Origin of the sequence: Paludibacterium sp. B53371 (assembly GCF_018802765.1) — a bacterium.
Classification (GTDB): Bacteria; Pseudomonadota; Gammaproteobacteria; order Burkholderiales; family Chromobacteriaceae; genus Paludibacterium.
Genome location: NZ_CP069163.1, coordinates 2,250,961 through 2,266,698, shown reverse-complemented (window position 1 = coordinate 2,266,698; position 15,738 = coordinate 2,250,961). Strand labels below are relative to the sequence as shown.

At 60.3% G+C, this 15,738-nt stretch carries 18 protein-coding genes and 3 tRNA genes; 14 read left to right on the top strand and 7 right to left on the bottom strand.

The window, feature by feature from the left end:
• Positions 1 to 10 precede the first annotated feature (10 nt).
• Positions 11 to 1,036 (bottom strand): tRNA (adenosine(37)-N6)-threonylcarbamoyltransferase complex transferase subunit TsaD, encoded by a 1,026-nt coding sequence (gene tsaD, locus JNO51_RS10875; protein WP_215776955.1) that lies wholly within the window; start codon positions 1,034 to 1,036, stop codon positions 11 to 13.
• Positions 1,037 to 1,177: 141 nt separating this feature from the next.
• Between tsaD and JNO51_RS10870 the strand changes: the two genes are divergently transcribed.
• Entirely contained in the window at positions 1,178 to 1,594 is a 417-nt protein-coding gene (locus JNO51_RS10870) for an OsmC family protein (RefSeq protein ID WP_215776953.1), read from the top strand.
• On the opposite strand, the gene JNO51_RS10865 is transcribed toward JNO51_RS10870, so the two are convergent.
• The 3 genes from JNO51_RS10865 to JNO51_RS10855 are packed head-to-tail and all read right to left on the bottom strand — an operon-like array spanning position 1,573 to position 4,023.
• Positions 1,573 to 2,364, bottom strand: a complete 792-nt coding sequence (locus JNO51_RS10865) for a metal ABC transporter permease (RefSeq protein WP_215776951.1) — start codon at positions 2,362 to 2,364, stop codon at positions 1,573 to 1,575. The two genes, JNO51_RS10870 and JNO51_RS10865, sit on opposite strands and share 22 nt — an antisense overlap.
• On the bottom strand, positions 2,357 to 3,151 hold the full coding sequence (locus tag JNO51_RS10860) for a metal ABC transporter ATP-binding protein (RefSeq protein ID WP_215776949.1): 795 nt from the start codon (positions 3,149 to 3,151) through the stop codon (positions 2,357 to 2,359). Before JNO51_RS10860 ends, JNO51_RS10865 begins: the two co-directional genes overlap by 8 nt.
• A gap of 5 nt (positions 3,152 to 3,156) precedes the next feature.
• On the bottom strand, positions 3,157 to 4,023 hold the full coding sequence (locus tag JNO51_RS10855) for a metal ABC transporter solute-binding protein (RefSeq protein ID WP_215776947.1): 867 nt from the start codon (positions 4,021 to 4,023) through the stop codon (positions 3,157 to 3,159).
• 680 nt (positions 4,024 to 4,703) lie between these two features.
• Here JNO51_RS10855 and JNO51_RS10850 point away from each other — a divergent pair.
• Both JNO51_RS10850 and JNO51_RS10845 read left to right on the top strand, forming a co-directional pair.
• The gene (locus tag JNO51_RS10850; RefSeq protein ID WP_215776945.1) at positions 4,704 to 5,108 is read left to right on the top strand and encodes a ProQ/FINO family protein; all 405 of its coding nucleotides are present in this window, start codon (positions 4,704 to 4,706) and stop codon (positions 5,106 to 5,108) included.
• A gap of 111 nt (positions 5,109 to 5,219) precedes the next feature.
• Positions 5,220 to 6,341: a glycerate kinase gene (locus tag JNO51_RS10845; RefSeq protein ID WP_215776943.1), complete on the top strand. Its 1,122-nt coding sequence runs from the start codon at positions 5,220 to 5,222 to the stop codon at positions 6,339 to 6,341.
• 3 nt (positions 6,342 to 6,344) lie between these two features.
• Here JNO51_RS10845 and JNO51_RS10840 read toward each other — a convergent pair whose 3' ends face one another.
• Positions 6,345 to 7,166 (bottom strand): ion transporter, encoded by an 822-nt coding sequence (locus tag JNO51_RS10840; RefSeq protein ID WP_215776941.1) that lies wholly within the window; start codon positions 7,164 to 7,166, stop codon positions 6,345 to 6,347.
• Between the two features lie 112 nt (positions 7,167 to 7,278).
• Between JNO51_RS10840 and JNO51_RS10835 the strand changes: the two genes are divergently transcribed.
• The 5 genes from JNO51_RS10835 (at position 7,279) to JNO51_RS10820 (ending at position 9,689) form a co-directional block, all read left to right on the top strand.
• Positions 7,279 to 7,755: a hypothetical protein gene (locus JNO51_RS10835; protein ID WP_215776938.1), complete on the top strand. Its 477-nt coding sequence runs from the start codon at positions 7,279 to 7,281 to the stop codon at positions 7,753 to 7,755.
• On the top strand, positions 7,752 to 8,162 hold the full coding sequence (locus tag JNO51_RS10830; RefSeq protein WP_215776936.1) for a YchJ family protein: 411 nt from the start codon (positions 7,752 to 7,754) through the stop codon (positions 8,160 to 8,162). Before JNO51_RS10835 ends, JNO51_RS10830 begins: the two co-directional genes overlap by 4 nt.
• Positions 8,163 to 8,263: 101 nt before the next feature.
• Positions 8,264 to 8,719, top strand: a complete 456-nt coding sequence (locus JNO51_RS17555; RefSeq protein WP_371822834.1) for a hypothetical protein — start codon at positions 8,264 to 8,266, stop codon at positions 8,717 to 8,719.
• On the top strand, positions 8,608 to 9,294 hold the full coding sequence (locus JNO51_RS10825; RefSeq protein WP_371822833.1) for a histone deacetylase family protein: 687 nt from the start codon (positions 8,608 to 8,610) through the stop codon (positions 9,292 to 9,294). The genes JNO51_RS17555 and JNO51_RS10825 overlap by 112 nt, the downstream gene beginning before the upstream one ends.
• Positions 9,295 to 9,398: 104 nt before the next feature.
• Positions 9,399 to 9,689 carry a hypothetical protein gene (locus tag JNO51_RS10820; protein ID WP_215776934.1) on the top strand — a complete coding sequence of 97 codons (291 nt, stop codon included), beginning with the start codon at positions 9,399 to 9,401 and terminating at the stop codon, positions 9,687 to 9,689.
• A gap of 275 nt (positions 9,690 to 9,964) precedes the next feature.
• On the opposite strand, the gene dcd is transcribed toward JNO51_RS10820, so the two are convergent.
• A complete protein-coding gene (gene dcd, locus JNO51_RS10815; RefSeq protein WP_215776931.1) occupies positions 9,965 to 10,534 on the bottom strand; it encodes a dCTP deaminase in 570 nt (189 codons plus the stop codon).
• A 194-nt stretch (positions 10,535 to 10,728) separates the two neighbouring features.
• Between dcd and JNO51_RS10810 the strand changes: the two genes are divergently transcribed.
• Positions 10,729 to 11,628 carry a dihydroorotate oxidase gene (locus JNO51_RS10810; RefSeq protein ID WP_252346063.1) on the top strand — a complete coding sequence of 300 codons (900 nt, stop codon included), beginning with the start codon at positions 10,729 to 10,731 and terminating at the stop codon, positions 11,626 to 11,628.
• Positions 11,629 to 11,722: 94 nt separating this feature from the next.
• Complete coding sequence (locus JNO51_RS10805; protein ID WP_215776926.1) at positions 11,723 to 12,493, top strand: class III extradiol ring-cleavage dioxygenase; 771 nt, start codon at positions 11,723 to 11,725, stop codon at positions 12,491 to 12,493.
• Between the two features lie 64 nt (positions 12,494 to 12,557).
• On the opposite strand, the gene JNO51_RS10800 is transcribed toward JNO51_RS10805, so the two are convergent.
• On the bottom strand, positions 12,558 to 13,466 hold the full coding sequence (locus JNO51_RS10800; protein ID WP_215776924.1) for a recombination-associated protein RdgC: 909 nt from the start codon (positions 13,464 to 13,466) through the stop codon (positions 12,558 to 12,560).
• Between the two features lie 92 nt (positions 13,467 to 13,558).
• Here JNO51_RS10800 and JNO51_RS10795 point away from each other — a divergent pair.
• The 4 genes from JNO51_RS10795 to JNO51_RS10780 all read left to right on the top strand — a co-directional run bounded on the left by JNO51_RS10795 (position 13,559) and on the right by JNO51_RS10780 (position 15,658).
• A tRNA-Pro gene (locus tag JNO51_RS10795) sits at positions 13,559 to 13,635 on the top strand.
• A gap of 62 nt (positions 13,636 to 13,697) precedes the next feature.
• A tRNA-Pro gene (locus JNO51_RS10790) sits at positions 13,698 to 13,774 on the top strand.
• Between the two features lie 61 nt (positions 13,775 to 13,835).
• Positions 13,836 to 13,911 (top strand) — tRNA-Thr (locus JNO51_RS10785).
• A 91-nt stretch (positions 13,912 to 14,002) separates the two neighbouring features.
• Positions 14,003 to 15,658 (top strand): site-specific integrase, encoded by a 1,656-nt coding sequence (locus tag JNO51_RS10780; RefSeq protein WP_215776922.1) that lies wholly within the window; start codon positions 14,003 to 14,005, stop codon positions 15,656 to 15,658.
• Positions 15,659 to 15,738 lie beyond the last annotated feature (80 nt).

Sequence of the window (15,738 nt, the reverse complement as noted above, 5' to 3'; positions counted from 1 at the left end):
GCAATCAGGGTTAGACGGCCGGCAGGCTGGACAGGTCCCAGCGCGGCTTGACGCTGAAGCCGGCTGCCGGCTCGGCGTATTTCAGCCGCATGGCACCGGCAAAGGCGATCATGGCGCCGTTGTCGGTACACAGGGCCAGGGGCGGGTAGAAGACCTCGAAACGGCGACGGGCCGCGGCCTGGTCCAGGGCCGCGCGCAGCTGACGGTTGGCACCGACGCCGCCGGCAACCACCAGACGCTTCATGCCGGTCTGTTTCAGGGCCTTGAGCGATTTTTTCAACAGCACTTCGACGATGGCCTCCTGGAAGGCGCGGCAGATATCCTTGCGCGTCTGTTCGTCGAGCGTACCCAGCGCGGCTTCCTGCTGCCGGACCAGGGTCAGTACGGCGGTCTTCAGGCCGGAAAAGCTCATGTCCAGGTCGGCCGAGTTGAGCATCGGGCGCGGCAGGGTAAAGCGCAGCGGGTCCCCGCTTTCTGCCAGGCGCGACAGGGTCGGTCCGCCCGGGTAATCCAGCCCGAGCAGCTTGGCGGTTTTGTCGAAGGCCTCGCCGGCGGCATCGTCCAGCGTTTCGCCCAGTACTTCATAGCGGCCGACACCATGCACGGCCATTAACTGGGTGTGTCCGCCGGAAACCAGCAGGGCCAGGAAGGGGAAGTCCGGACGCGGCTCGGCCAGCAGCGGTGACAACAGGTGTCCTTCCAGGTGATGGACGGCGATGACCGGAATGCCCAGGCCGAAAGCCAGTGCATTGGCCACACTGGTGCCCACCAGCAGGGCGCCGCCAAGCCCCGGTCCCTTGGTATACGCCACGGCATCCAGGTCGGCCAGCGTCAGGCCGGCCTCGGCCAGGCAGGCCTCGGTCAGCGGAATGACGCGGCGGATATGGTCGCGGCTGGCCAGCTCCGGTACCACGCCACCGTATTCGGCGTGCATGGCCATTTGCGTGTGCAGTTGGTGCGCGAGCAGGCCGCGCTGGCTGTCATACAGCGCAACGCCGGTTTCGTCGCAGGAAGATTCGATACCCAGTACCAGCATGATGCTCCAGACGCCTGAAAAAAGGGCTGACAGGCTCTTTATAACAAAGAAAGCTTTCCATTCTACTGGTGAATCTTTGAACGCCCAAATCGATAGTGATACTTTCGTGCCATTGCACATGAATTTCAGAGGGTCAAAAGCATGAAGGCAGCATTGAAATGGGTGGACGGGGTGTGCTTTCTCGGTGAGTCAGGCAGTGGTCATGCGGTGGTGATGGATGGCGCACCGGAGGGCGGCGGGCGGAATCTCGGTCCGCGTCCGATGGAGCTGTTACTGCTGGGCACGGCCGGCTGTACCAGCTATGACGTGATGACGATTTTGAAAAAAGCGCGTCAGGATGTGCGGGACTGCCAGGTGGCGATCGAGGCGGAGCGGGCCGACACGGATCCGAAGGTCTTTACCCGCATTCATTTTCATTTCGAACTGACCGGGCGCGATCTCAAACCCGAGGTGGTGGAGCGCGCCCTGTCTTTGTCAGCGGAAAAGTACTGCTCGGCATCGATCATGCTGGGCAAGACCGCCGAGATCACGCACGACTATGTGTTGCGTGAAGCCTGAAGGGACGCCAGCAGGTAGGCCAGTGCGCTGAGCAGGGTGATCCAGAAACTGGTCGGCCAGTCGGTGAAGTAGGCCAGGGTAATCCCCAGCCAGGTTTCGCCCAGGGCGATCAGACCGGATAGCAGGATGCCGGCGCCCAGGCGGCTGGTGAGCTTCTGGGCGGTGGCGCCGGGGCCGACCATCAGGGTAAAGACCAGCAGCACACCAACGATCTGTACCGATTCGGCGGTGGCCAGCGCCACGATGCCGAGAAACAGCATCGACACCAGGCGCAGGGAAACACCCTTGGCTTCCGCCAGCTCGGGCTGCAGGCTGGCAAACAGCAGGGGTCTGGCCAGCACGGCCAGCAAGACCAGGCTGATCACGGCCAGCAAGGCCAGCCACCAGAGCGTGTCGCTGCTGACGCCGAGGACGTTGCCGAACAGCAGGGCCGTCGCCTGGGTGGCGTAGCTGGTATAGAAATGCAGGAACAGCATGCCCAGGCCGAGGGACAGTGACAGTACCGAGCCGATGGCGATGTCGCTGCCCTGCAGGCGGTCACCCATATAGCCCATGGCCATGCCGCCGGCCAGGGTGACGGCAACCAGGCCGCCCATCGGCGACAGTCCAATCAGGGCGGCGCCGGTGGCACCGGCAAAGCCGACGTGCGACAGGGCATGACCGGCGAAGGTCTGCCCGCGCAGCACCAGAAAATAGCCGACGATGCCCGCCAGCAGGGCGACAATTCCGCCCGCCATCAGGGCGTTTTGCATGAAATCGTAGTCAAGCATCGTGACAGTGATCCTCTTTTTCCACGTCCACTTCGCCGGACATGACGAAAATGCGGCCGTTGTGGCGCACGACATCGATGGGGGCACCATACAGTCGCGACAATACCGCCGGCTGGATGACCTGATCGACCGTGCCGAGTGCCACCTTGCCATGGCCGAGGTACAGCACCTGATCGATGACCGGCAGCAACGGGTTGAGCTCGTGCGCACTGAACAGGACCGTGATCCCCAGCTCGGCACGAACCTGGCGTACCAGCTCGATCACCCCATGCTGGTGGCGCGGGTCAAGGCTGACCAGCGGCTCGTCCAGCAGCAGCAGGCGCGGGTTGCCGATCAGGGCCTGGGCCAGCAGCAGACGCTGGCGCTGGCCGCCGGAGAGCTCCATCAGCGGTCGGCGGGCCAGCTCGCGTGCGTCCACCAGGGTCAGCACCCGATCAACCTCGCGCCACTGCTGGCGATCCAGTCGCGGCCAGCCCCAGCGATGGCCGTTGAGGGCAATGGCAACGAAGTCCCGGCCGCTCAGGCGCAGACTGGCGTTCTGGCTGCGTACCTGCGGCATGTAGCCGATGTCGGGGTTGCCGCGCAGGCCCTGGCTACCCAGGACGGCAATGCGGCCGGACTCTGGTGTGATCAGGCCGAGGATGGTGCGCATCAGGGTGGTCTTGCCGGCACCGTTGGGGCCGAGCACACCAATGAATTGATCCTGGCCGATGCTCAGACTGACATCGTCCAGGATGCGACGGTCACGGAAAGACACCGTGACCCGGTCAAGTTGCAGTACGTTCATGCGGATTATTTCAGTGCCTTGTCCAGCGTATCCAGTTCGGACAGGATCCAGTCCTGATAGTGTTTGCCGGCAGGCATGGTTTCGCTGATGCCGACCACCGGCACGCCGGCCTTCAGTGCGAGTTGCTGCATGCGCTTGGCGGAGGCGTCGCTGGCCTGGTTATTGTAAAGCAGTACGCGGACCTGTCGGGTTTTCAGGTCTCGCTCGAAAGCGGCGATATCTCCTGCCCGTGGTTCGGTTCCATTCATGACGGCCAGCTGGAAGCGTTCGTTGCGCATGATCAGGCCCAGCGCGCCAGCCATATAGCTGAACACCGGTTCGGTGGCGGTGACGGCCTTGCCGGCATGGCGAGTCTTCATGGCAGCGATGCGCTGGTCAATCTGCTTCAGGCTGGTCAGGACCTGCGCCAGATGCTGCTTGTAGTCGGCCGCATGAGCCGGGTCCAGCTGCTGCAGCTGGGTGCTGATCGTGCGGGCCAGTGCCGGCATGGTGGCAGGATCATACCAGAGGTGCGGGTTGTCGCCGGATTTCTTGCCCAGCAGGCTGCCTGCCACAACGACTTTGCGCTGTGCATTTTTGCCGGCTGCCAGCAGTTTGTTCATCCACGGGTCGTAATCGACGCCATTGTAAATGACCAGCCTGGCCTGGCTGAGGGCGCGCGCGGTCGACGGGCTGGCTTCGAACAGATGGGGGTCCTGTTCCGGGTTACTCATGATGCTGCTGACCTGGACATGCGTCCCGCCGAGTTGCTGGGCCAGGTCGCCATAGAAGTTTTCCGCGGCCACCACCTGGATGGTCTGGTTGGCGGCGATGCTGGTCGAGGCGGCCAGCAGCAGGGCACTTAGCCCGAGGAGTTTGCGCAGCAGCGTCATCACGGTTCCAGTGTTATGTTATAACGGATAGCAAATGTTACGGTATAACATACTCATTCGTCAATGCGTGCGGCGCAGGGACAAAAAAAATGAGCCGCGCAGGCGGCTCACAAGACGTTAGTTCTCCAGCTCAAATCTGCTCCCGAACCCATCTGTACGGAGCAGCCTCTCGTGTTGGCGAAAGACAGCCTGATCTTGCCCGAATTGCTGGGGAAGCAGCAAATTTAAGCATTTAAACATAAAATATTGTCGCAAAATCGAATATTAGGCGGGGAGTTAACCTGGGTTTAATTGCTATGCATGAAACTAATAGTGGTCCCATTAGCTGGGTTTGTTGCGTGAAGCAGTTGATTTGGCTGGCTTGATCTTTAAAGGGCAGTGAATTGCACTTAGGCAACACCGATGGGCAGACATCTCTCCGTGAGCACGCCTCGCCGCCAGGCGTATACCGCGCAGAAGGGGGCCGGCGCGCGTGCCGATTGGCTGACTGGCACATTTTTGCCTCGGCTGGCCGAAAAAACACCGGGCGTCTTCGCTTTTTCCCGGGTTTTGACATAAGATACGCGCTTTGCCATTGCTGCTGATGGCGACCATGTGGCAACGGTTTGTATCGATGCACAGTTCAGACCGCAGACGGGTGGCCATGCTGCCCGAAGCACTAACCGACTAGATTGAAGTTCATGAAGCCAAATACTGAAACGGCACTGGGCGCCGCTCTCAAATCCGCTGTACAGAGTCTGAGCAAGAAAAAGCAGACCGAGATGATCGCGGAGCATGTCTACAACAAGTTTGAAGTGTTTCGCCAGTTCCGCCCTCTGGCGCTGGGTATTCACGAGAGCCTGATTGCAGCCCTGCCACAGTTTGATCCGGTACTGATTGCTCGGGTGGTCGCCAACCATTGCCGCAAGCCGCGCTACATCAAGTCGGTGGCCCGTGGCGGCAAGCGCTTTGACCTGGCAGGCAAGCCGTCCGGCGAGGTCAAGCCGGAAGAAAAGAAGGCCGCCGAGCTGCAGTCCCTGCCCAAGCCGGCCGCGCCGGTGCCGGAACCTGCGGCAGACGCTGTGCCGCCGGCCAGCGGCGAGTAAGCCCGCCGTACGGAAAGCCACCGCCCCTCATTGCGGTGGCTTTTTTGTTGTCTGCCGGTGGGTCCCGGGTCTGCTGCCGTGGCAGTCAGGCCGTCTTTGACGAGGTGCCTCATGCATTGGTTACTCGCTCCGGATGCCTATAAAGGCTGCCTGTCCGCGCAACAGGTGGCCAGGGCGATGGCGGCCGGCATTCTGCGTGCAGATCCCGGCGCACAATGCACCTTGCAGCCCATGGCCGATGGCGGAGAGGGGACGCTGTCGGTATTGCAACATACGCTGGGCGGGCGCTGGTTGCGTCTGCCGGCAGAAGATCTCACCGGGCGCCAGCGGCAGACCGATTGCCTGTTGTTGCCGGATGGCACCGCCGTGATTGAGGTGGCTCGCATCATCGGGCTGACGCTGGCCGCGGGCACGCCCCTGATGTATCGCAGCAGTCGTGGTGTCGGTCAGTTGATCCGCGGTTGTCTGGATGCCGGGTGCCGGCGACTGATTTTGACGTTGGGAGGCTCCGGCACCAATGATGGCGGGGCGGGCTGTCTGGCGGCGCTGGGGGCGGTCTGGCTCGATGATCACGGGCAGGCGCTGGACGCTACGCCGCAGGGCTTGCAGGCGGTGGCGGCCGTCGATCTCTCCGGACTGGATGCGCGATTGGCGCAGGTGCCGCTGGAGGTCTGGAGTGATGTCGACAATCCCTTGCTGGGCGAGCAGGGGGCTACACGGGTTTTTGGACGCCAGAAGGGCGCGGGGGCTGAAGACGGTGAGCGCCTTGAGGCGCTGCTGGGGCAGCTGGCCTCTCTGGCGGGGGGCTCCCTGGCAGAAAGGCCGGGAAGCGGAGCGGCCGGTGGTCTTGGCTTTGCCCTGCAGTGGCTTGGCGGGACGCTGTGCCGTGGCGCGCAGGCGGTCGCCGAACGTTGCCGGCTGGATGCCGCGCTGGCCGGGGCAGACTGGGTCGTGACGGGGGAGGGCAGAACCGATGCCCAGACCCTGAATGGCAAGGCGCCTCTCGAAGTGGCGCGTCGCGCCCGTCTGGCGGGTATCCCTGTCTGTCTGATCTCCGGAGGTATCGAGTCACATCCTGCCTTGTCACAGGCCTTTGATGGTTTGTTTTCTCTCTGTCGCGGGCCGATGACCATCGCCTATGCCAAGGCCAATGCGGCGACGCTGATCAGTGAAACCAGTGAGCAGCTGGCACGCCTTGTGCTGGCAAGCGCCCGCCATGCGCCATCCCGCTGAGCTTTACTGCGGGGCCAGTTTGTGGCCGCAGCGCTTGCAGTGGCGGGCGTCCTGGTCGTGCCTGTCCAGCCCGCAGTCCGGGCAGCGTAATGCCGACGGGCGGGCCTTGCCGATTTCCACACTGACAATGCCGGTGGGCACCGCAATAATGCCGTAGCCGAGAATCATCACCAGACTGGCCAGTGACTGGCCGAGCGGTGTCTTGGGGGTGATGTCGCCGAATCCGACCGTGGTCAGGGTAACGATGGCCCAGTAAATGCTCACCGGAATACTGGTAAAGCCGTTCTCTTCCCCCTCGATGACATACATCAGCGAGCCCAGCACCATCACCATCATCATCACCACGACCAGAAACACCGTGATCTTGCGCCGGCTGGCCTGCAGGGCGTCGCGCAACTGCTGTGCCACACCCAGGTAGCGCGTGAGCTTGAAGACCCGGAACATGCGCAACAGGCGCAGGATGCGCACCGAAGACAGGAAGCGGCTTTCCGGTACGAACAGGGCGATGTACTGCGGCAGGATCGCCAGCAGATCGACGATGCCGAAAAAACTGCGGGCATAGCGGGCCGGGCGCGGGGCACACAGCAGACGCAGCAGGTACTCGATGGTGAACAGGATGGTCAGCCCCCAGTCCAGACCGTGCAGCAGGCCGGCGTATTGTCGGCGGATGCTTTGAACACTTTCCAGCGTCACGGTCAGCGCCGACAGCAGAATGGCGATGATCAGGACTTGATCGAACAGCCGGCCACGCCAGCTGTCCGGTTCGAAAAACAGCGTGTAGAGCTTCTGGCGCCAGGGGGCGCCGGGCATGTCGCTAGTGGTCATGGATGAGTAACCCGGCTGTTGTGATGGGCGGCAAAGCCAGCCGTGACGCGGCTTTCACCAGTGCGGTCGCAATGGTTCCCTTTTGCTGATGATATTGTATTACACTCCGGGCATGAGAGCGCTGACGACCCTGTTGCTGTTTTCGCTGCTGTTGTCTGCCTGCGGCAGCCTCAAGCAGTCCGCTGCACCGGTACAGTCCGGTGGCCGTTCTGCGACCGTGCGTGGCAGTGCATTGCAGCCGCCATCACGGACGCCGCTGATTTTCCGTGAGGCCAATCGTCTGGCCGGCGAAGTCGAGCAGGGGCACCTGACCCGGCTGGAAGCGGCCGACGAGCTCAATACCTTCCGCGTGCGCGTCGCCGGGTCCAACCGTATCGACGACTCCACCTTCGCGACCTATCGTTATCTGGCGGCGCAGCGCGACAGTGGCCGCATGACGGCCGAAGAGTCTCATTCGCGCATGGAAATGAAGCTGCGCGACTGGCAACGCCTGTGGCCGGGGATGCGCAATCGCCCGGTCGACCCGGCCTTTACCAATTTCCTCATGCAATTGTTCAATCTTCCCCTGCTGGATGCTTCCCGGCCATGAAGCGCAAGACTGTTGATGCCCCGTGCCCTTGCGGCCTGTCCGCACCTTATGCGCAATGCTGCGGCCGCTATGTCGACCATCCCGAAACCCCTGCACCGAGTGCCGAGGCGCTGATGCGCTCGCGCTATGTCGCCTATACCCGTCAGGCCGTCGATTATCTGCTGGCGAGCTGGCACGCCGATACGCGCCCGGACCGGCTGGACCTGTCCGAGGATGATCCTGGTCTGAAGTGGATCAGCCTGGAGGTGCTGCGCACGGTGGGCGGGCAGCCCGGCGATCAGGAAGGCGTGGTCGAATTCGTCGCCCGCTACAAGCTGGGTGGCCGGGCGGGGCGGATGCACGAAACCAGCCGCTTTGTCGCCGTGGATGGCCGCTGGTATTACCGTGACGGTGATGTGAGCGAATAAGCGGCCCTTGCGCCGCCGCAAGGTTTGGCCTCGCTGTGCTTGACCTGCCTTCCTGCCGGCACGAACATCGTTTGCTTCGCTGTTGTTGTCAGGATTGCCCCATGCAGACTTTCTATTCCGATATCCACCGCCAGCATCATGGTCGTACCGAATTGTATGCCGGTACGCTGGTGCCCTGTTTCGAGATGCCTTCCCGTGCCGATATGGTGCTGGAACGGGTGCGTGCGACCGCACTGGGTGAGGTCTTGCCACCCCGGTCTCACGGGCTGGACCCGGTACTCGCCGTGCATGATGCCGGTTATGTCACCTTTTTGCAGAGCGCCTGGCATCGCTGGCAGGCGCTCGGGCGGGATTATGATGCGCTGCCCAAGATGTGGCAGATCCGTCGCATGCGCCAGGCGGTACCGGAGCATGTCGAAGGTCAGCTCTGTTACTACTCGATGGATTGCGGCACGCCGATCACCGCCGGTACCTGGCCGGCGATCTGTGCGGCGGCCGATGTGGCGCTGTCGGGGCCGATGCCCTGCTGGCCGGGCAGCGTGCGGCCTTTGCCCTGACCCGTCCGCCGGGCCATCACGCGGCACGTGACTACTGTGGCGGGTATTGCTTCTTCAACAATGCGGCCATTGCCGCCCAGCATCTGCGTCAGAACGGTGCCCGGCGCGTCGCGGTGCTGGACGTCGACTATCACCATGGCAATGGTACGCAGGACATCTTCTACCGTCGCAGTGATGTGCTGTTCTTGTCGATTCATGGCCATCCGCGTACCGAATATCCCTTCTTCCTCGGTTTTGCCGACGAATGCGGCGAAGGGGAGGGGCTGGACTACAACGTCAACTATCCGCTGGCGGCGGGCAGTGATGTGGACAGCTGGTTTGCCGCGCTTGAACTGGCTTGTGGACGCATCGGCCGTTTTGCGCCGGACGCGCTGGTGATTTCCCTCGGGGTGGATGCCTTTGTCGGTGACCCGATTTCGAAATTTGCCCTGCAGAGCGAGGATTTCCTGCGTCTGGGCGAACGTCTGGGCCGGCTGGGTATTCCGGCGCTGTTCTGCCTCGAGGGCGGCTACGCGGTCGAGCCGATCGGCATGAATGCCGTCAATGTGCTAACTGCTTTCGAATCAAGCATTTGAGTCGGATCAAGCCGGCCCCGATCCGTCAGAATATCGATCGCAGACGGGCTATGCTTCTATAAAAGAATTCGAGCGGGGGCAATGGCAACATGGAGGTGAGCATCATGGGAGAAGCATTAACCGGCCTGCTGGCCGAGCTCGAAGCCTGCCGTGGAGAGGCCACGGCGCGCAAACTGTTGTTTGCCGAGGTGCCTCACGCGCTGCAGATGCCGATGGATCTGCAAACTTGTCACGAACTCAAGGCGCTGGCCGATGTGTTCGATTGTGAGCCGGCGCATCTGGCTTTTGTGATTTTGCGTTCGGCGCTGGCGGATATTCATCATGGACTGGACGACGATCTGGCCATGTTGGCGAAGGCGGCCAGGGAGGCTGCCGGATCACAATGTTGTTTCTGAATGTGATCTCGGGTCAAAAACAACCGGCGCCAGGCGCCGGTTGTTTTTTGTCGTTGGGCGGGCAAAAAAAAGACGTGGCGGCAAGGGGGAACCGCAACGCCTCAAGAAGACGCCTGTAGGCGTCAGGGTGGTGTGTGCAGAGTCACCACCCTTGTTCATCGTAGGACACCCGGACAAAAATGCGTAGTGACAAATGGGGTTTTTTGTTGCTAAGTGTTTGATAAAATGACAAAAGCCGCACGGTGTGCGGCTTTGGGCGGGGACGGTGCACCGACTCAGGGTTTCGGCAGCGTCACGCCGCTTTGCCCCATGTACTTGCCCTGACGGTCACGGTAAGACACATCACACTCTTCATCCGATTCGAAGAACAGCACCTGTGCCACGCCCTCGTTGGCATAGATCTTTGCCGGCAGCGGTGTGGTGTTGGAGAACTCCAGCGTCACATAGCCTTCCCATTCCGGTTCGAACGGCGTCACGTTGACGATGATGCCGCAACGGGCGTAGGTGGACTTGCCGAGGCAGACCGTCAGCACCTGGCGCGGAATGCGGAAGTACTCGACCGTGCGCGCAAGCGCGAAGGAGTTCGGCGGAATCAGGCAGTAGCCCTTGCCGGAGACTTCGACGAAGGAATTGGGGTCGAAGTTTTTCGGGTCGACGATGCTGCTGTTGATGTTGGTGAATACCTTGAACTCGTCGGCGCAGCGAATATCGTAGCCATAGCTCGAGGTGCCGTAGGAGATTACCTTCTGGCCATCCACGTTCTTGATCTGACCGGCTTCGAACGGTTCGATCATGCCGTGTTCTTCTGCCATGCGGCGAATCCATTTGTCGGATTTGATGCTCATTGCCGTAAGTATCCTGAAGGTAAATAGGGGTGATTCTACCTGTTTGCCCGGCGTCTGCGCCAGCCTCGCCTGAGGCTTATGGCTCAGGTCAAATCGTACGCCGGTGCGCTGTGGCATACTGCCAGTCTTTTTCATTGCACGCAGGAGAGAAATTCATGGCGGTGGACTTGTCACTCGAATGGTTGGGGCTCTCTATGGCATCCCCGCTCTACAATGCCTCCGGGGTCATGTGCCGTACCCGCGAAGAACTGGATGCCGTGGCCGGATCGGCCGCCGGTGCGCTGATCACCAAGAGCTGCACCCTGCTGCCGCGGGAGGGCAATCCCGAGCCGCGTTATCGCGCCACGCCGTTGGGCAGCATCAACTCGATGGGCCTGCCGAACGAAGGCTATCAATACTATTTCGATTACGCCCGGCAGTTCGACTACCGCAAGCCCCTGTTTGTCTCGATCTCGGGGATGTCGCTGGACGACAATCTGCAAATGCTGACCGCCTTGCGCGCGCTCAACCTGCCTTGCCTGCCGGAAGTGAATCTCTCTTGCCCGAACCTGCCCGGCAAGCCGCAGCTGGCGTACGACTTCGCCGCGACCGCCGAGGCGCTGGAACAAATCAGCCAGGTCTATCCGCATCCCTTCGGTGTCAAGTTGCCACCGTACTTCGATCCGGTGCACTTTGCCCAGATGGCGGCCTTGCTCAATCGCTTCGACGGTCTGCGCTTTGTTACCTGCATCAACTCGGTCGGCAACGGCCTGCTGGTCGACCTGGAGAGTGAGTCCACGCTGATTCGTCCCAAGGGCGGTCTGGGTGGGCTTGGCGGGGATTATGTCCTGCCTACCGCGCTGGCCAATGTGCGCGAGTTCTCGCGCCTGATGCCGGAAAAGCACGTCATCGGTTGCGGCGGGATCAAGAGCGGGGCGGAAGCCTTCATGCATCTGTTGTGCGGCGCCACGGCCGTGCAGATCGGAACCTGCCTGCATGAAGAGGGCGTAGCGGCCTTTGCCCGCATTGAGAGTGAGTTGATCGAACTGATGCAACGCAAGGGTTATCAGTGTCTGGCTGATTTCCGGGGGAAGTTGAAAACCCTGGATTGCTAATTATTGGTAAACAATTCAGGCACAACCGGTTGGTTTGTTTGTGAGATTGTTCGTACTATGATTAAATCAATTAGAACTAACCGGAAACCTGTTTATGCAACCCGCACTGTTTGTCTCGCATGGTGCCCCGACCCTGGCACTGGAGGATACCCCGACCACCCGCTTTCTTGAGCACTGGGGTGAAGCCGAACCGCGTCCGGACGCCATTATCGTCATTTCGGCACACTGGCAAAGCCATGGCCTGCTGATCGGCTCTGCCCCGCAGCCAGCCACCATTCACGATTTCGGCGGCTTCCCGCGCGTGCTGTATACCCTGAACTATCCGGCCCGCACAGACGCCGGTCGGGTGAGCCAGTTGCGTCAGCTGCTGGCGGCGCAGGGTTTCGAGGTGGCGGAAGATGCTGTGCGCGGGCTGGATCATGGTGCCTGGACGCCGTTGATGCGCTTGTACCCGCAAGCGGACATCCCGGTCATCAACCTGTCTCTGCCTGCCAATCTGGATGAGGCCGGCTTGCGCTCGCTGGGTCGTGCCCTGCGTCCGCTGCGTGCCGAGAATGTGCTGATCATGGCTTCCGGCAGCTATACCCATAACTTGTGGATGATGCAGCCGGATGGCAGTGCACCGCCCGCCTGGGCGCTGGAGTTTGCTGACTGGGTCGATCAGCGTCTGCTTCAGCGTCAGGACGACATGCTTGATGCCTGGGCAACGCAAGCGCCTCATGCCCTGCAGGCACATCCGAGCGATGAGCATTTCCTGCCGCTCTTCATTGCCCTGGGGGCGGCCAGTGATGGCATCGCGCCACGCCGCGTGCATGACGACTGGCGCTTTGGCGGCCTTTCGATGGCGATCTGGCGCTTCGACTGATCCATGGCGGCAAAAAAAAAGCCCGTGCAGAAAGATGCACGGGCTTTTTTGCATGGCGTCAGTCTCAGGCGGGTTCGCCTTCCAGTCCGCCCAGCGCTTCGATCAGTGCTTCAACCAGGTCGCCCAGCTCTTCACTCATCAGTGTGAAAGTCGCCTCAAACAGGCTGGCGCTGTCATCACCGGCGTGGCTGGCCTCGTCCTGAATCACGTCGAGAAACTGAATGCGCTTCAGTTGCAGCGTGTCGGTCAGCATGAAGCGCACGCGTTCCTTCCAGATCAGTCCCAGCTTGGTCACCTGCTTGCCGGTGGCGATGTGCTGGCGGATTTCCTCGCTGGTCAGGTCGATGCGTACACAGCGCACCACGGCACCGTTTTCGCTGCTGTCCTTCAGTTCGCAGTCGGCATCGAGCTCAAAGCCTGCCGGTGCTTCGCCGGCAGCCAGCCAGTCAGTCATGGCGGTATGCGGCGCGATCTGCGTGCGCGGCAGCGCGGCAGGGAAGGGCGGCAGCGCCTCGCGCAGCTTGCTGACCAGCGCTTCGGCCTTGCTGGCCGTGCCCGAGTCGACCATCAGCCAGCGGCGTTCGGTGTCCAGATAGGCAGACAGGCGGCTGGCGCGGGTAAAGGCGCGCGGCAGCAAGTCGTCGGTGATCTGTTCCTTCAGGGCCTGTTTTTCCTTGCGGCCGACCTTGCGATGCTCTGCCGCTTCAATTTCACTTGCCTTGAGTTCGACAAAATCGCGGATCACGGCACCGGGCAGTACCTTGTCCTCGCGCTTGAGCGAGACCAGCAGGCGCTGTCGGGCGCCAAAAACCGGCAAGTCGAGATGATGGGCCGGATTCACCCAGCCTTCGCTGAACCAGTCGAGACCGGTGCAGGGCTGAAAGGGTGATTTTTCAAGCGCAGCAGAAAGTTGCGCGCTATCCGGAACGGATTGGTCGTTCAGTCGATAAAATGAGAGTTGCTTAAACCACATAATTGTTTCATAATGCGCGTCCTCTGGGAGCTGGATTGTACCGCAGAAAGCGGGGCAGTCGTCAGATTTCTCGGAGCTGCCAATTTGGAAGACGGGGTGTAGCTTAGCCTGGTAGAGCGCTACGTTCGGGACGTAGAGGCCGGAGGTTCGAATCCTCTCACCCCGACCAAAAAGGCTTGTGTTAAGACACGAAATGCTGTACATTGCGTGTCTCTTGCGAAACGCAGGAAACGGGGTGTAGCTTAGCCTGGTAGAGCGCTACGTTCGGGACGTAGAGGCCGGAGGTTCGAATCCTCTCACCCCGACCAGGACACAAAAAAGCCTTGATCAAGCGGATGCGCGTTCAAGGCTTTTTTACCAAGTTTGGATGCCGGTATAGCTCAGTTGGTAGAGCAGCGCATTCGTAATGCGAAGGTCGGGGGTTCGACTCCTCTTACCGGCACCATATAGCTTTAAGTCGTTGATTTCAGTAAAGCTGTAGTAAAATCATGGGTTTGCGTGGCACGAAACGTGGTACAAGTTGTGGTACAAGCCCCATGAAAATCAATCATACAGAGTTACGCGGCAAGACCTATTGGTTTGTTCTCCGTGTTCCTTCGCACCTCCAAGCAGCATTCAAGTTAACCCGAATTCGGGAATCACTCAGAACCCAAGACCCCAAGGTAGCCAAGCACCGCGCTTCTGAGCGTTTTCTGCATTGGTCTGACGCCTTTCATCAGGTCGAGTTACGACAAGCCCAGGCAGCCCAGCCACAAGCCAGCAATCAGCCCTTATCCGAAGCAGATGCCGCCTATGTGCAACAGTGGGCAGAAGCCCATTACCTTGCGACGGACGAGAAGAAGCGCATATCGGGTGAACTCCTAACACCAGAAAGCATCCAGTTTGTTCCTGCTAGCCGGGCAAACATCACCAAGATTCTGAAGACAGCGATAGGGACAGGGCAGACAGCCCCCGTTCGTGGCGCAATGGAATACGCCATTCGCCAACGTGGCATCACTGGCACGCCCAGCCCTGAACAGGTCTATGCCTTTGCCAAGATGATGAAGAAGGCCACTGAAGCTGTATTGGCTCGGGATGACGGGGAAGTGGTTGAGACCCCCCCCATGCCCACGTCCATATCGGTGCATCCGTCTTTATCGGTCATCATCGATGCCTACTATCGTGAACAAGAGTTGGGCGGGACTTGGTCTGACAAGACGATGCAAGAGAACAAGGCCATCTACAGCTTAGTTTTGCGTATCCTCGGTGATGTTGATGTATCGAAGCTGTCGTTTCCTGATGTGCGACGGGTCAAGGAAACGCTCCTGAAGCTACCGGCTAACCTGAATCGTGGTCGTTTTAAGGGTCTGAGCATTGATGCCATCATCAAGCTGCAACCGGAGCCAATGGGGATTGGTACGGTTAACAAGTACCTGATTCGTCTGTCCTCGCTGTTTGAGTGGATGGTCAAGCAAGGGTATGTCGATAAAAACTACGCGGATAACATGACCGTCCAGCAGCGCAAGAAGGCAGCAGAACAACGCGATATGTTCACCAGCCAACAGCTTTGCGCCATGTTTGCCGCAATCCAGCATGGTCTTGTTGTCAAAAGAGGGGACAGGAAGCCATTCCACTACTGGATGCCCCTGCTTGGCTATTTTACTGGCGCACGAGTCAATGAACTGGCGTCCTTGCGACCACAAGACGTTGTTCAAGAGGATGGGATTCATTGCTTGTCCATCACCCAGCAAAATGATGGCGAGAAGGGAACCAAGACCATTGCCGGGGCAAGGTTGATAGCCATCCACCCCAAGCTGATTGAACTTGGCTTCATCGACTATGCGAAGCAACAGGCTTCAGCAGGCCATAACCGGTTGTTCCCCGAACTACCCATGTCAGCCACCAATGGATACGGGGCAAGGGTCAGCAAGTGGTTTAGCGGTCAGGCTGGCCGTGAATCTGGCTTCTTGTACCGGGCTGGCATTGATGCACAAGTCAGCTTCCATAGCTTCCGCCATACGTTCATCACCATGCTGGAACAGGCAGATATCAGCCCTATTCTGGTCAAGCGCCTGGCAGGACACAGCTTTACGGACGTTACCTATGAGCGGTATTCAAAGGGGAGCACGGCCAAGCAAGGCCGAGAAGCGCTGGTAAAGGCCATTCCTGTTGATGTGGTATCAGGCCTTGTGCGGTTTGCTGACTGGTTGTAGTTGGCCGATACCACCATGATTGCCACCATCCTGCCCTTGAACTACTCTTGGGCTAGATAAGTAGCTGGTTCTTCAGAAAG